A 14,315-nucleotide genomic window follows, 5' to 3' on the forward strand; every position below is an offset into this window, starting at 1 on the left:
AGTGGCCGGCGTCAGGCCGCCTGCGCGCATGCCGACAGCGACTTCCGCACGGCGGCGGCGCGCGCCACGGACCGGCGCAGCGCTGTCACATAGTCCGGATGAAAGCAGCGTTCGCTTCCATCGTCGAACCCCACCGTGACCGAGCTGCCGTCCGATGCCACCACCGTGCCCCGGCCGAAGCGCCGGACCTTCACGGCGTCGCCGGCGCAAAAGGCCGACAGCGCCGGCGAGGCCTGTTGCACGTTGCCGGCGCTCACGACGATGGGTTGGGCCATGGCCGCCTCATGCGCCGCAATGCGCCGGCAGTTGTCGCACGTGCCGCAGCGCCGCATGCGCGCGGACTCGTCCAGATCGCCCAGCAGCATCTGCCATCGGCACTGGCCGGACTGCGCGTACGCCACCATGCGTTCGAGCGTCTCGCGGTCCTGCACGCGCCGCTGCGTGTAGGTCTCGAGCAAGGCGCGCAGGTCGGCGTCGGTGATCTCGGTCTTGCGCACCGACAGGCGTGCGCGCCGGTCGGCCCTGAGCACCTGTGCCTGCTTGAGCAGAGCGATGCCGGCCTGCAACCGGGTGCGTGGCTGCTCCAGCGCGTCGAGCAGGCGGGCGGCCGTCCAGCCCGCGGGATCGGGCGGTGACGCCAGCAATTGCCGGTGGATCGCGTCGAGGTCCTCGAGCTGCGGATACTTGCCGGCAAGAAAGAACTGCTGCACCGTCCGGTCCTTGGCGTGGAAGAGCAGGGTGCAGCGCGCGCGCTCGCCGTCGCGCCCGGCGCGTCCGGCTTCCTGGTAGTACGCGTGCAGGCTCGAGGGCATCTGGCCATGCAGCACGAAGCGGATGTCGGGTTTGTCGATGCCCATGCCGAACGCATTGGTGGCCACCATGACCCGTACCTCGCCCGCCATGAAGGCCTCCTGCGCAGCGGTGCGCTCGCGCGAACCGAGCTTGCCGTGATAGAGCGCCGCCGCCACGTCGCGTGCCTTCAGCGCATCGAAGGTGCGCTGGGCGGCCTTCACCGTCGCGGCATACACGATGCCGCTGCCTGTCTCCTGCGCCACCAGCTCGACGGTGCGGCGCAAACGCTCGTCCTCGTCGGCCAGCTGCTCGACCGCAAACTGCAGGTTGTCGCGGTAGGCGCCCGTATCGACCAGGCCCGTGCGGGGAATGCCCAGCTGCTTCATCACATCGGCAACCACCTCTTCGCCGGCCGTGGCCGTCAGCGCCAGCACGGCCGGGCTGCGCAGCGCCTTGATGGACGGTCCGATCTCCAAGAAGGCGGGGCGAAAATCGTGCCCCCATTGCGAAATGCAATGCGCCTCGTCCACGACGACCAGCGCCGTCGGATGCGCACCCAAGCGCCGGAGAAAATCGGGCTCCGCCAGCCGCTCGGGCGTCGTCAGCACGATCCGCGCGCTGCCGTCGGCGATGTCGCGCTCGGCCTGCGCAACTTCCTCGGCGCCGAGCGCGCTGTTGACCTGCACCGCGTGGATGCCCAGCTGCCGCATCCGGTCACACTGGTCTTTCATGAGCGCGATGAGCGGCGACACCACCACTGTCTTGCCCTCGAGCAGCAGCGCGGGCAATTGGTAGCACAGCGACTTGCCCGCGCCCGTGGGCATCACGGCGAGTGTCGGCAAGCCTGACATGACGCGCTCGATCACCTCGGCCTGGCCGCGGCGCAGATCCCGGTGGCCGAAGACGCCGTGCAATACCTGCCGCACGCTGCCGTGGATGCCCTTCGCCTTCGTATGGCCTGCCATCAGATTTCCTCGGCGTCGCTGTCGTCCCCCTCATCCCCTGCGTCCTGCTCGCCTTCGGCCGCAAGCTCGTCGGCGCGTGCCGCATCGGGGTCGTCGATGGAGGTCGACGCTTCGAAGGCGTCATCGGGAAAGACGCCCACCCGGTCGGGCAGGATGTCCGCGTTGGTGGCTTCCTCGAAGCCGGCCTCGCCGCCTTCGTTGGCCGCGTGGTCGCCCGTGCCCAGGGCATCGCTGCCGCTGTCGCTCGAGTCGCTGGGGCCCAGGCTTTCTTCGTCGGTTCCCTTGGGGTCGAGGGGCGGGCGCTCGCCGCCCAGGATGCTGCTGGTCGCCATGGTCAGGTTCCTCGCGTCGGGTTGGAGGCGTTCGCCTTCCGGTCGATTTCCTGCTCGGCCTGCAGCCAGTCCTGCTGTTCGCTGCCGGCGCCGCCGCCTTCGCGCTCACGCCGCTGGTAGGCGTCGTAGGCGGCGCGGCGGATCGCTTCCTCGCGCGAGACTTCGCCGGGCGTGTCATCCGGCGCGTTGCCTTGGCCTGCACCGGGCTCGCGATTGGGCGCCGGCGTCAGGTCCTCGGTCAGGCCGAACGCCGCGGAGTCGTCCTGCTTCGTGGCGGCCACGTTCTTGCGCATGTCCTGCATGCGCTCGGTCGGACCGGGACCGGACACGTCTTCGCCCGCGGCGGTCTTTCTGCCGGTGAAGCTCTTGCCCGCTCCCATGTTGTCGACGCCGCCGCTGGTGGCGGGGCGGGTTCCGTCGCCGGAACCGCTGACGGGGGTATCGCTCATGTCGTTCTCCTGTGTGCTGGTGTTCAGAGGTGCCGGCCAAGGGCGGCCGAGGGCCGTGCACGCCTGAAGATTCGAGCGCACGGGGATGCCACGGCGTAGGCGCACTTCAGCACTGGATGTATGAGATTGGAGTTCGTTGCGCCGCCGACCGCACGTGCCGCACGGCCCGGGACACACGACGATCAGGCGTCGTCGCCCGGGTTCAGCGGAAGGCGAACGCTGAACTCGCTGCCATGGCCCTTGCCGTCGCAGCGCACGTCCACGAAGCCGCCATGCGCGTGGACCAGATCCCTGACCAGCGACAGCCCGACGCCGAAGCCGCCTTCGGAGTTCTGCGGATTCTCCTGGGTGAACAGCTCGAAGATCACCGGCAGCAGGGACGGATCGATGCCGATGCCGGTGTCCTCCACCCTGATCACCGCGTGGTCGATCTCGACCGTGCAGCGCAGCCAGATGCTGCCGCCCGGCGGGGTGTACTTGATGGCGTTGTGAAGCAGGTTGAACACGATCTGGTGAACCCGCTGCCGGTCCGCCACCACCGGCACGGGCACGGGCGGCACCAGCACCGAGACCACGTGCTGCTTCTTGTTCGCCTCCGAGAGCACGACGGCCGCGATCTTCTCGATCTCCGCCCCGAGGTCGAAGCGCGTCTTGGTCAGGCTGAGCTTGCCTGCGCCGAAGCGCACCACCTCGGCCAGGTCTTTCATCATCCGCTCCAGCAGGATGATCTGGTGATTGACCACGCCTGCCGGGCCGGCCAGTTCATCGGTCACCAGCCCCTTCCTGGCCATGATCTCGGCGGCCATGCCCATCGGCCCGAGGGCGTTGCGCACTTCGTGCACCAGCCGGCCGAAGAACGCGTCGCGCCCATGGATCGCATCGTGCGCGCCCTGCAGCCGGTTCTCCGTGGTCTCGATCTGCGCGCGCAGGTTGGTGCGGTCCGCCATCACCTTCACGAACCCGACATGCACGCCCTGTTCCCGCAGCGCGACCATGCTGCCGGTGACCCAGATGCGCGCCCCGTCCTTGCGCAGATGCCAGCGGTCGTCTTCCGAGCGGTTCGCGGAAACCGCGACCTGGCGCTCGAGCATGGGCAGGCCCAGGGCGCGGTCCTCGGCCACGAACAACACATCGATGGGCTGCCCCACGATGTCGTCTTCGGCATAGCCGAACAGCGCCGCAGCGGCACCTTGCCAGGCGGTGATCGTGCCGGCCGGGTCCAGCAGGACGAACGCGATGTCCGGCGACTGCTGCCAGAGCAGGACCGCAGCCCGTGCAGGATCGACGGGCGTCGCGGTGGCCCGCGCACCGTTCGCAGTTGGGGTGGGAGGTGCTTCCTCGTCGGGCGTGGTCATCGATCCATCGTAGACACGGCGCGTGCGCACCGCGTCAGCGCGCTTACCGCGCGCCGTGCGGCGGCCTCCTACATGGGGGCTTCGGATGCACGCCCAGCATCGCCCGCTCACTTCACGAGCCAATCATGTCCAAAAAACCCCCAGTCAAGGCGGCAGCTTCAAGCGCAGCCGAAATCCTCGCGGCACGCGCCGCGGCACGCAACACCGACAGCGGGCCCGCGAGCCCGGCGCCCGCAGCCGCCGGCAAGGGCGACGCGCCCGCGCAGCGCGCGATCGACACGCAGGCGCTGGCCAGCGGCATGACCTCGAACGCCAACAAGCCGCTCGAGCACGGCGAGGCCAACGCGCAGTCGACACCGGCAGGCGTGACAGTGGCGCCGCCTTCGCGCCTGCCTGGCGCCAGCACGCTGTCCGAAGCCAATGCGTCGGACAAGACCGGCGCCGTCGCGCTGGAGGCGCTCAACGCGACCATCGGCACGCTCGATCGCGTGCGCGTCGATTCGAGCGGCCAGGTGCTCACGACCAACCAGGGCGTGCACATCGCGGACAACCAGAACTCGCTCAAGGCGGGTGCGCGCGGGCCGGTGCTGCTCGAAGACTTCATCCTGCGCGAGAAGCTCACGCACTTCGACCACGAACGCATTCCCGAGCGCATCGTGCATGCACGCGGTTCCGGCGCGCACGGCTTCTTCGAGTGCTACGAGCCGCTCACGCAGTACACCAAGGCCGCGCCCTTCAAGGAGGCGGGCAAGGTCACGCCGGTGTTCGTGCGCTTCTCGACGGTGGCCGGCGAGCGCGGCTCCAAGGACACCGCGCGCGACGTGCGCGGCTTCGCCGTGAAGTTCTACACCGACGAGGGCAACTGGGACCTGGTCGGCAACAACATGCCGGTGTTCTTCATCCAGGATGCGATGAAGTTCCCCGACCTCGTGCACGCGGTGAAGCCGGAGCCGCACCACCAGATGCCGCAGGCCGCGAGCGCGCACGACACCTTCTGGGACTTCGTCTCGCTGATGCCCGAGTCGACGCACATGCTCATGTGGCAGATGAGCGACCGCGCCATTCCGCGCAGCTACCGCATGATGCAGGGCTTCGGGGTGCACACCTTCCGCCTCGTCAACGACGCCGGCGAGAGCGTGCTGGTGAAGTTCCACTGGCAGCCCAAGCTGGGCACGCATTCGCTGGTGTGGGAGGAGGCCGTGAAGATCTCCGGCGCCGATCCCGACTTTCATCGGCGCGACCTGTGGGAGGCCATCGACGCAGGCGAATATCCCGAGTGGGAGCTCGGCCTGCAGATCTTCACCGAGGAGCAGGCCGAGCAGTTCAGCTTCGACATCCTGGATGCCACCAAGCTGATTCCCGAAGAGCTCGTGCCGGTGCAGATCGTCGGGCGCCTGGTGCTCAACCGGAACCCCGACAACTTCTTCGCGGAGACCGAGCAGGTGGCTTTCTGCACGGCGCACGTCGTCCCCGGCATCGACTTCACGAACGACCCGCTGCTGGCGGGGCGCATCCACTCTTACGTGGACACGCAGATCAGCCGCCTGGGCGGCCCGAATTTCCACGAGCTGCCGATCAATGCGCCGATCGCGCAGGTGCACAACAACCAGCGCGACGGCATGCACCGCCAGGCCATCCATCGCGGACGCGTGGCCTACGAGCCCAACTCGCTGGCCGGCGGCTGCCCGTTCCAGGCCGGCGCGGCGCAGGGCTTCATGAGCGTGGCACGGCGCGTCGACGCCAAGGAGAGCGCGGACAAGGTGCGCATCAAGCCCGAGAAGTTCGCGGACCACTACACGCAGGCGCGGCTGTTCTTCGAGAGCCAGACCGAAGTGGAGCAGGCCCACATCGGCAATGCGTTCCGCTTCGAGCTGTCGAAGGTCACGGTGCCCGCCATTCGTGAGCGGGTGGTCTCCATGCTGATGAACGCCGCGCCCGACCTGGCGCAGCGCCTGGCGCAGGACCTCGGCATGGAGCTTCCGGCACCGATGCCGAAGGCGCTGGAAACGCCCGCCACGCCTGAGGTGGAACAGTCGCCCGCGCTGTCGCTGACGGCACGCCCGGGTGACGGCGGCATCCGCACGCGCAAGGTGGCGGTGCTGGTGGCCAACGGCGTGGAAGGCGCGTCGCTGGAGAAGGTGATTGCAGCGCTGGTGGCCGAGGGTGCGGTGCCGCGGCTCGTGGGTGCGCGGCTTGGCACCTGCGTGGGCGCCGGCGGAGAGAAGTTCGCGGTCGATGCGACCATGGAAAACTCCCCGGGCTTCCTCTTCGACGCGCTCGTGCTGCCCGATGGCGCGCAGGCCGTGGAGGCGCTCGACGCTGACGCGCACACGCTCGAATTCCTGCGCGACCAGTACTGGCACTGCAAGACCATCCTGGCGCTCGGCGCGTCGGAAGCTCTGCTCGCTCAAGCACAGATCCCGCTGACGATGCCCGAGGGGGAGCCAGACCCGGGGCTGATCCTGGCCGACGCCGCCAGTGTGGACGATGCCATCACCGCTTTCATCACGGCCGTGGGCGGCCCACGCCAGTTCGGCCGCGAGAACGACCCGCCACGGGCCTGATCGGCGCGGGCGATCAGGAAAGCCGGTCCTGGCCCTTTCGCGCCTTCGCGAACCCGACCAGCAGCAGCACAACGCCAAAGCCCATGAGGAACATGGCCAAGGCGTTGCCGCCGATCTCGCTGTTGTTGGCCGCGCTGATCGCCCTGGCTGCCGCGTTGGCGTCGGTCGCGGTCATCGCGGTCGCGAAGGCTGCTTCCTTGCACTGGGCGAGCAAGGCGGCGTCCGCGTTGCGGGCCGTCATGTTCGCGCGGCATTTCGCTTCCAGCGCGGCATCCGCCCCGGGCGGCCCGCCGGCAAAGGCGAGGAACGCGCCAATCAACAGCGCGACAGCGCCAGCAAGCATGAGCATTCGGGCGGGTTTGTTCATCGACTTTCCTTTTGTTGAAAACCTTGATTTTCGGGGGGTGCCGGCTCGGGCTTTTGTACTAACTGGACCGCATCCATGTGGTCCTACGTTTGCTCAGCGGTCTATCCGATGTCCGTTGCCGGGCCGTACGGTGACGCTCTCACCCTCTGAAACTCGGGTACGCCGACATGTCCACTGCTTCCGACGCCAACGCCACATATTCTGCGGAGGAGGGCCATGCTTATCCGCTTGGGGCCACGTACCGAGACGACGGGGTCAACTTCGCAGTCTTTTCGGCGCATGCGACCCGGGTCGACGTCTGCATCTACGACGAGGCCGGTGAAAAGGAACTGGGCTGTGTCACCCTGCCGGAATACACCGACGAGGTGTGGCACGGCTTCATCCCGGGCCTGCAGCCCGGCGCGCGCTATGGCCTGCGTGTTCATGGCCCCTATGAGCCGGAGAAGGGCCACCGCTTCAATCACCACAAGCTCCTGCTCGATCCCTATGCCAAGGCCCACATGGGCGAGCTCAAATGGGGCCCCGAGCTGTTCGGCTACACCGTGGGCCACCCGGACGGCGACCTGAGCTTCGACGAGCGCGACAGCGCGCCCTTCATGCCGAAATGCGTGGTCGTGGATTCGAAGTTCGCGTGGTCGCAGCCCCAGGGACCGATGGTGCCCTGGAGCGACACGGTGTTCTATGAAACCCATGTGCGCGGCTTCACGATGCGCCACCCGGGCGTGCCCGAGAACCTCAGAGGCACCTTCGCGGGCATGGCGCAGGATGCGGTGATCGCCGGGATGCGTGAGCTGGGCGTTACCAGCGTCGAGCTGCTGCCGATCCAGTATTTTCTGAACCAGCCGTTCCTGACGGACAAGGGACTGACCAACTTCTGGGGCTACGACACGATCGGCTTCTTCGCGCTGGACCAGCGCTACATGGACGGTCCGCACATCGACGAGTTCAAGCACATGGTCGACCGTTTCCACAGCCAGGGGCTCGAGGTGATCCTCGACGTGGTCTACAACCACACGCCCGAGGGCAACGAACTGGGCCCGACCATTTCCTTCAAGGGCATCGACAACGCGAGCTACTACCGCCTGATGCCGAACGAGCCGCGCTACTACATCAACGACACCGGCACCGGCAACACCGTCAACCTGAGCCATCCGCGTGTGCTGCAGATGGTCACGGACAGCCTGCGGTACTGGGTGACCGAAATGCGCGTGGACGGCTTTCGCTTCGACCTGGCCACGATCCTGGCGCGCGAGCCGCACGGCTTCGACGAAGGCGGCGGCTTCCTGAAGAGCTGCCGGCAGGATCCGGTGCTCTCCAGCGTGAAGCTCATCGCGGAGCCGTGGGACATCGGCCCGGGCGGCTACCAGGTCGGCGGCTTTCCGCCGGGATGGGCCGAGTGGAACGACCAGTTCCGCGACACGGTGCGTGCATTCTGGAAGGGCGATGAAGCCATGGCGCCCAAATTGGCGTCCTGCGTCACGGCCAGTGCCGACCGCTTCAACAACCGCGGCCGCCGCCCCTGGGCGTCGGTGAACTTCATCAGCGCGCACGACGGGTTCACGCTGGCCGATACCGTGAGCTACAACGAGCGGCACAACGAAGCCAACGGCGAAGACAACCGCGATGGCCATTCGGACAACCGCAGCTGGAACTGCGGCGCCGAAGGTCCCACCGACGACCCCCAGATCCTTGCACTGCGCGCGCGGCAGCAGCGAAACCAGCTGGCCACGCTGTTCCTGTCCCAAGGCACGCCGATGCTGCTGGCCGGCGATGAGTTCGGGCGAACTCAAAAGGGCAACAACAACGCGTACTGCCAGGACGACGATATTTCGTGGGTGGACTGGGAGGCCGCAGGCACGGACGCTGCACGCGCACTGCGCGGCTTCACGCAGAAGCTGCTGGCGCTTCGCAGGCAGACCCCCGTGCTGCGCCGCAATCGCTTCCTGACGGGAGCGACATTCGGAGGCGAGAGCGGCGCCAAGGACGCTGCCTGGTTCGCTCCCGACGGCAACGAGATGACGCCCGCGCACTGGGAAGACACGCAGACGCGGTCGTTCGCGCTGCTTCTGGATGGCAGAGCGCCCGTGTCGGCGGTCGACCGGCCCGCGCACGACACCAGCGCGCTCGTCATCTTCAATGGCTGGCAGGACGCGGTGCCTTTCAAGCTTCCCCCCGCACCCGGCGAGCCCTGGACACTGGCCATGGAAACGAACAACGACGCGAACGGTGCATCGAACGAGACCTTTGAGGAATATCTTGCCACCGGCCGCTCGGTCCTGGTTTTCCTGAGCGCGCCGCGCGCGTCCGAGTGATCGCCTCAGGGCTGCGCCAGCATCTCCTGCACCCGCGCCGCCAAGGCTTCGGCCGGAAAGGGCTTGGTCATCCTGGAGCACCTCGGTGACCAGCATCCGGACCATCGGTTCGTCATCGACCACCGGACCCGGCTGACGCAGCGCCTGCGCGCCGGCGGACTCAAGTAACATTGTTGCGCCAATTGTTTCTTAGAGTAAGTCGACATGCCTTTGACCAGCAGCATCCGCGCCGCCACCTCTTTGCGCCTTTTGCAAAAGGCATCGCTGCTGCTGTTGCCGCTCGCCGTGCTCTCGTGCGGCGGCGGCGGTGGCGGAGGGTCCGGGTTTTCGGCCTTCCCGCTGCCGGTCGGGGGCGCTGGCAGTGGCGGCACGCCCGCGGAGCAGGCGTCCACGTACGCCGTGGGCGGCAACGTCAGCGGCCTCCTGGGCAGCGGGCTGGTGCTGCAGCAAGCCGGCTCGGCCGACGTGGCGGTCGCGGCGGACGGCCGCTTCGTTTTCGGGGACCGTCGTGCCAAGGGCGCCAGCTACGCAGTCACGGTGAAGCAGCAACCCGCCAACCCGCCACAGACATGCACGGTCAACCGCGGCGCGGGCACGGTGGGCGAGGCCGACGTGGGCGACATCGCGGTCGTGTGCTCGGCTGCCGCGTTCAACGTGAGTGTCAAGGTCACGAAGCTTGCGGGCGGCGACCGGGTGGTGCTGCAGAACAATGCGGGCGACGACCTGACGGTCACGGCCAACGGCACTTTCAGCTTCGCCACGCCGGTGGCCAGCGGTGCCGGGTATGGCGTCACCGTGAAGACGCAGCCCGCGGCGGCGCAGACGTGCGTGGCGCACGGTGCGTTCGGCACCGTGGGCGCGTCCGACGTCACGTCCGTCGAAGTGCGTTGCACGGACGTCGGCCTTTCGCGTTTCGCCTACACGCCCAACGAACACTCGAACAACGCGAGCGCATTCGAGATCGGCGCTGGCGGCTCGCTGCCGGCGCCCACGACGGTGGCCGCAGGCAGCTCGCCGCAGCACATGACGGTGGACCCCTCGGGGCGCTACGCGTATGTCGCCGGCTTGCTGAGCAGCACCGTCTTCGTGTTCTCGATCGACCCGGGCACTGGCGCGCTGCTGCTTGTGCAGACTGTCTTCGTCAACAGCGCCAGGTTCATTGCCATCGAACCGCAGGGCCGTTTCGCCTATGTGCTGGGCAACCGCAGTGTCGTGCAGTTCGCGATCGACAGCGCCACGGGGCAGCTTGGCGCGGCAACTTCCTTCGCCACCGGTGGCTCGCCCAACGACTTCTGGATGGCCATCGATGGCGATAGCCGGTTCGCGTACCTTCCGCACCTCGATGGCAGCGTCGACGTGCTCGCCATCGATGCGACCTCCGGCGCATTGAGCGGGCCCGTGCAGAGCGTCGTCCTGCCGGTCGGACTGCAGGCATTCAACGTCGCGCTGGAACCCTCCGGACGGTTCGCCTACGTGGCGGCAACAGCCCCCAACCCGGCGCCTTCCAGGCTCATCGCGTATGCCATCGATCCGCGGGCGGGCACGCTGACGCAGGTTGCGTCGGCCGACACCGGAATGGCCGGACGCGGCCTCGGCATCGATCCGACAGGGCGATTCGTCTACGTCGCGAACGTCAACGCTGCGAACGTGTCGGCTTTCGCCATCGACGCGCGCACCGGCGTTCCGACGCCGCTGTCCGGCAGTCCCTTCGCCACCGGAGGGTCGGGGCCGACGTCGATCAGCGTGGACCGCACCGGCCGCCGTGTCTACACCGCCAACCAGATATCCGGCACGGTTTCGGTCTTCGACATCGATCCGGTCACCGGCGCCTTGTCGAGCCCGGTCCAGTTTCCGTCGGGCGGCACCAGTCCCCAATACGTCGCGCTCACGAAGTAGGGCCATCAAAACCGGCCGTGGGCGTGGCTCCCACGCATGGGCTGCCGGTCGTCCTACGCTCCCTGAAGAATCACGTCCCGAATCGGGGCAAATGCACTACGTCTTCTAGTGCATCTGTCTGTGTTTCGAAGCCCTTCGCGAATCTACGATTTCTCCATTCGCTGCTGATGCGAACGCCTGGGGCAATTCCGCACGGGCAACCTTTGGAGATCACGAGATGAACAAGGACACGGTCGACGGCAATCTCAAGCAGGTCAAGGGATCGGTCAAGGAAGCGCTGGGCAAGGTCACCGGCAACAAGCGCCTCGAAGTCGAAGGCGCGGCCGAGAAGCTGGCCGGCAAGGCCCAGGAAGGCGTCGGCAAGACGCAGGAAGCGGCCAAGGACGCCGCCGACAAGCTGCGCAAGTAGTTCAGTGGCTCGCCGATATCCCATTCACATCAACTCACCACGAAGGAAATAGACATGTTTGAAAAAGCTGAAGGAACGATGCAGAACATCGCAGGCCGCGTCCAGGACGCATTCGGCGCCGCCACCGGCGACACCGCGACCCAGTTGGAAGGCAAGGCCAGGCAGGTGGCCGGCAAGGCACAACAGGGCTATGGCGCCGTGCTCGACCAGGTGCGTGAGTCGGCGGTGGTCAACCCCGTCGCGACCCTCGCGGTGGTGGCCAGCGTGAGCTTCGTCCTGGGCGCCCTCTGGGCCAAGCGCTGAGACGCGTGCATTCCACGGGAGAGAAGAACATGACAACCACAACTGCAACGGTGCTCCTGCCGCATTCCGCCGAGGTCTATCGGGGGCGCGTGTCCTGGGGCGCGGTCTTCGTCGGCCTGTTCCTCGCGCTGGCGACTTACCTGTTCCTGGGCGTGCTCGGCACGGCCGTGGGCACCGGCTCCATCGACGCGCTGCGCGAGCGCAATCCGCTCGCGGGCTTCGGCATGGGAACCGGCCTGTGGGTCGGCGCCTCCACGCTCATCGCGCTGGCCGTGGGCGCCTTCTTCGCAGGGCGCTCGGCACCGGGCAAGGGCATCCTGCATGGCGTGCTGTGCTGGGCGGTGACGACGCTGGTCACGGTCTATGCCATCTCGACGCTCGCAGGCGGCGTCATCGGTGCGGCCTCGGGTGTGGCGAGCACCGGCCTGTCGCTCGCCGGCCAGGGCGTGGCGGCCGCCGCGCCCACGCTGGCTTCGGGCGTGAAGGACCAGCTGCAGAAGAACGGGATCAACTTCGACATGTCGGACGCCCGCGCCCAGCTGGAAACCTTGCTGCGCCAGACCGGCAAGCCCGCGCTGGACCCTGACAAGCTGAAGGCTGACGCCCGCGCGGCGGCCAGCGACGGCAAGGCGACCGCCGCCGACGCGGCCACCGCGCCGCAGACATCGGCGGACGACCTCGCGGCCTTCTTCGATCGCCTGCGCCAGAAGGCGCAGCCCGGCCTCGATGCGGCGGACAAGGACGCGCTGGTGAACATCATTGCGGCGCGCACCGGCAAGAGCCGCGCCGAAGCCCAGCAGATCGCCGACAACTACGAGCAGAGCTTCAACCAGGCGGTGGCGAAGTACGACGCCTTCAAGCAGCAAGCCGAGCAGAAGGCCCGCGAGGCCGGTGATGCCGCGGCCAAGGGCGTGAGCCATGCGGCCTGGGCCGGCGTGATCGCGCTGTTGCTGGGTGTCCTGGTGTCGGGCGGCGCGGGCTTCCTGGGCCGGCGCAGCGTGCGCGACTGACGCACGAGGCAACGCAAGCTCCCGCATCGCGAGCCGGGTTGTAATGGCGCGCATGCGGGACTTCCGCCGATCAAGACCTACACCATGAACGATCGCGTTCTACAAACCCAGACCGACAGGCGCCAGCTCCAGCAGATCATCACCGGGCTCACCGAGGGTGTGATGCTGATCGAGCCCGATCAGCGCATCGTCTGGGCCAACGAGGCCGCCCTGAAGATGCACGGCGTGGACAAGGTGGCCGAACTGGGCGCCGACGTCACGCAGTACCGCGAGCGGTTTCGCCTGCGATATCGCAACAACCATCCGCTGCAGGAAGGCCAGTACCCCATCGAGCGCGTGATCGCCGGCGAATGCTTCAGCGACGTGATCGTGGAGGTGTTTCCGGCCCACGACGACAGCGTCAACTGGGTACACCGCGTGCGCAGCCTGGTGCTGACCAACAGCGACGGCGAGCCCGACTGCCTGGCGCTGATCCTGCACGACGCCAGCGAGTGGGCCAGCGCCGAGAACCGCTTCGAGAAGACCTTCAATGCGAACCCGGCGCCGGCCGTGATCTGCCGGCTGAGCGACCAGCGCTACATCAAGGTCAACCAGGGCTTCCTGGAGATGACCGGCTACGTGCGCGAGCAGGTCATCGGGCGCTCGGTGTACCAGCTCGATGTTTTCGAGAATGCCGACAGGCGCGACCTGGCAGTGGAGCGGCTCGGTGAAGGCGGCACCATCCCGCAGATGGAGGCCGAGCTGCGGCTCCCCGATGGCGGCCACAAGCCGGTGGTGGTGGCGGGCCAGCCGATCGACATCGGTGAAGAGGCCTGCATGCTCTTCACCTTCATGGACCTGGAACCGCGGCGCAAGGCCGAGAGCACCCTGCGCCAGAGCGAGGAACGGTTCCAGAAGGCGTTTCGCATGCTGCCCGTGCCCAGCGCGGTGCTCAGGGCGGAGGACCTGGTCTTCCTGGACATCAACGAGGCGTTCAGCGCCGCCACAGGCTACGCGAGCGAGGACGTCGTGGGACGGGCCGGCGAGGAGGCCGGGGTCTGGCCGGGCGAAGTCCCATCGAAGATCGCGCAGCGGCTCGCCCCGGGCGGCAGCGTGAGGAACGCCGATTTCAGGATCGGCCGCAAGGAGGGCGATGCGATCGACGCGCTGGTGTCGGCCGAGACGGTCACCATCAACGGCCAGGATTGCGTGCTTCTCGCGTGGCTGGACATCACCGATCGCAAGCGCTCCGAACTCGAACTGGTCAGCGCCATCGAGACGGTGATGCAGGACGCCTCCTGGTTCAGCCGATCGCTCATCGAGAAGCTGGCGAATGTGAAGCGCGCCGGCAACTCGGCAGAACTCGGGGATTTGACGAAGCGTGAACGCGACGTCTTCGATTCGCTGTGCCGGGGGCATTCGGACAAGGAGATCGCGAAAGAACTCGGCGTGGCGCTGAGCACCGTGCGCAATCACGTCGCGACCATCTACGCCAAGCTGGATGTCCACAGCCGGGGCGAAGCGCTGCTCTGGGCGCGCGACCATGGATGCTTCGTGGCGTCGAAGCAGGCGCAGAGCTAGG

At 67.6% G+C, this 14,315-nt stretch carries 12 protein-coding genes; 7 read left to right on the forward strand and 5 right to left on the reverse strand.

Annotated features, from left to right (window positions below; translation table 11 throughout):
* Positions 1–11 precede the first annotated feature (11 nt).
* The 4 genes from WIX39_RS27285 to WIX39_RS27300 form a co-directional block, all read right to left on the reverse strand.
* Positions 12–1,757, reverse strand: coding sequence for a RecQ family ATP-dependent DNA helicase (locus WIX39_RS27285; RefSeq protein WP_409196396.1), 1,746 nt, complete (start codon positions 1,755–1,757; stop codon positions 12–14).
* Positions 1,757–2,089: a hypothetical protein gene (locus tag WIX39_RS27290; RefSeq protein ID WP_081271019.1), complete on the reverse strand. Its 333-nt coding sequence runs from the start codon at positions 2,087–2,089 to the stop codon at positions 1,757–1,759. The genes WIX39_RS27285 and WIX39_RS27290 overlap by 1 nt, the downstream gene beginning before the upstream one ends.
* A 2-nt stretch (positions 2,090–2,091) precedes the next feature.
* Entirely contained in the window at positions 2,092–2,538 is a 447-nt protein-coding gene (locus WIX39_RS27295) for a DUF2934 domain-containing protein (protein WP_409196397.1), read from the reverse strand.
* Between the two features lie 182 nt (positions 2,539–2,720).
* Positions 2,721–3,893, reverse strand: a complete 1,173-nt coding sequence (locus tag WIX39_RS27300; RefSeq protein ID WP_409196398.1) for a PAS domain-containing sensor histidine kinase — start codon at positions 3,891–3,893, stop codon at positions 2,721–2,723.
* 125 nt (positions 3,894–4,018) lie between these two features.
* Here WIX39_RS27300 and WIX39_RS27305 point away from each other — a divergent pair, with 125 nt between their 5' ends.
* Complete coding sequence (locus WIX39_RS27305) at positions 4,019–6,457, forward strand: catalase (protein WP_409196399.1); 2,439 nt, start codon at positions 4,019–4,021, stop codon at positions 6,455–6,457.
* A 13-nt stretch (positions 6,458–6,470) separates the two neighbouring features.
* Here WIX39_RS27305 and WIX39_RS27310 read toward each other — a convergent pair whose 3' ends face one another.
* Positions 6,471–6,824: a hypothetical protein gene (locus WIX39_RS27310; RefSeq protein WP_285412576.1), complete on the reverse strand. Its 354-nt coding sequence runs from the start codon at positions 6,822–6,824 to the stop codon at positions 6,471–6,473.
* 167 nt (positions 6,825–6,991) lie between these two features.
* Here WIX39_RS27310 and glgX point away from each other — a divergent pair, with 167 nt between their 5' ends.
* The 6 genes from glgX (at position 6,992) to WIX39_RS27340 (ending at position 14,314) form a co-directional block, all read left to right on the forward strand.
* Positions 6,992–9,136, forward strand: a complete 2,145-nt coding sequence (glgX, locus tag WIX39_RS27315) for a glycogen debranching protein GlgX (protein ID WP_409196400.1) — start codon at positions 6,992–6,994, stop codon at positions 9,134–9,136.
* Between the two features lie 204 nt (positions 9,137–9,340).
* Positions 9,341–11,032 carry a lactonase family protein gene (locus WIX39_RS27320; RefSeq protein ID WP_409196401.1) on the forward strand — a complete coding sequence of 564 codons (1,692 nt, stop codon included), beginning with the start codon at positions 9,341–9,343 and terminating at the stop codon, positions 11,030–11,032.
* Positions 11,033–11,249: 217 nt separating this feature from the next.
* The gene (locus WIX39_RS27325; RefSeq protein ID WP_081271009.1) at positions 11,250–11,441 is read left to right on the forward strand and encodes a CsbD family protein; all 192 of its coding nucleotides are present in this window, start codon (positions 11,250–11,252) and stop codon (positions 11,439–11,441) included.
* 54 nt (positions 11,442–11,495) lie between these two features.
* Positions 11,496–11,744 (forward strand): CsbD family protein, encoded by a 249-nt coding sequence (locus WIX39_RS27330; protein WP_081271008.1) that lies wholly within the window; start codon positions 11,496–11,498, stop codon positions 11,742–11,744.
* 29 nt (positions 11,745–11,773) lie between these two features.
* Positions 11,774–12,754, forward strand: coding sequence for a hypothetical protein (locus WIX39_RS27335; RefSeq protein WP_409196402.1), 981 nt, complete (start codon positions 11,774–11,776; stop codon positions 12,752–12,754).
* 84 nt (positions 12,755–12,838) lie between these two features.
* Positions 12,839–14,314 (forward strand): helix-turn-helix transcriptional regulator, encoded by a 1,476-nt coding sequence (locus tag WIX39_RS27340; protein ID WP_285412568.1) that lies wholly within the window; start codon positions 12,839–12,841, stop codon positions 14,312–14,314.
* Position 14,315: the final 1 nt, after the last annotated feature.

Source organism: Variovorax sp. AB1(2024) (assembly GCF_037482385.2).
GTDB lineage: Bacteria > Pseudomonadota > Gammaproteobacteria > Burkholderiales > Burkholderiaceae_C > Variovorax.

What these genes read in the sequence shown, in the direction of transcription:
- WIX39_RS27310 (WP_285412576.1), bottom strand. Translation starts at nt 6,824, where the DNA reads ATGAACAAACCCGCCCGAATGCTCATGCTTGCTGGCGCTGTCGCGCTG.
- WIX39_RS27300 (WP_409196398.1), bottom strand. Translation starts at nt 3,893, where the DNA reads ATGACCACGCCCGACGAGGAAGCACCTCCCACCCCAACTGCGAACGGT.
- WIX39_RS27290 (WP_081271019.1), bottom strand. Translation starts at nt 2,089, where the DNA reads ATGGCGACCAGCAGCATCCTGGGCGGCGAGCGCCCGCCCCTCGACCCC.
- WIX39_RS27305 (WP_409196399.1), top strand. Translation starts at nt 4,019, where the DNA reads ATGTCCAAAAAACCCCCAGTCAAGGCGGCAGCTTCAAGCGCAGCCGAA.
- glgX (WP_409196400.1), top strand. Translation starts at nt 6,992, where the DNA reads ATGTCCACTGCTTCCGACGCCAACGCCACATATTCTGCGGAGGAGGGC.
- WIX39_RS27330 (WP_081271008.1), top strand. Translation starts at nt 11,496, where the DNA reads ATGTTTGAAAAAGCTGAAGGAACGATGCAGAACATCGCAGGCCGCGTC.
- WIX39_RS27285 (WP_409196396.1), bottom strand. Translation starts at nt 1,757, where the DNA reads ATGGCAGGCCATACGAAGGCGAAGGGCATCCACGGCAGCGTGCGGCAG.
- WIX39_RS27295 (WP_409196397.1), bottom strand. Translation starts at nt 2,538, where the DNA reads ATGAGCGATACCCCCGTCAGCGGTTCCGGCGACGGAACCCGCCCCGCC.
- WIX39_RS27335 (WP_409196402.1), top strand. Translation starts at nt 11,774, where the DNA reads ATGACAACCACAACTGCAACGGTGCTCCTGCCGCATTCCGCCGAGGTC.
- WIX39_RS27320 (WP_409196401.1), top strand. Translation starts at nt 9,341, where the DNA reads ATGCCTTTGACCAGCAGCATCCGCGCCGCCACCTCTTTGCGCCTTTTG.
- WIX39_RS27325 (WP_081271009.1), top strand. Translation starts at nt 11,250, where the DNA reads ATGAACAAGGACACGGTCGACGGCAATCTCAAGCAGGTCAAGGGATCG.
- WIX39_RS27340 (WP_285412568.1), top strand. Translation starts at nt 12,839, where the DNA reads ATGAACGATCGCGTTCTACAAACCCAGACCGACAGGCGCCAGCTCCAG.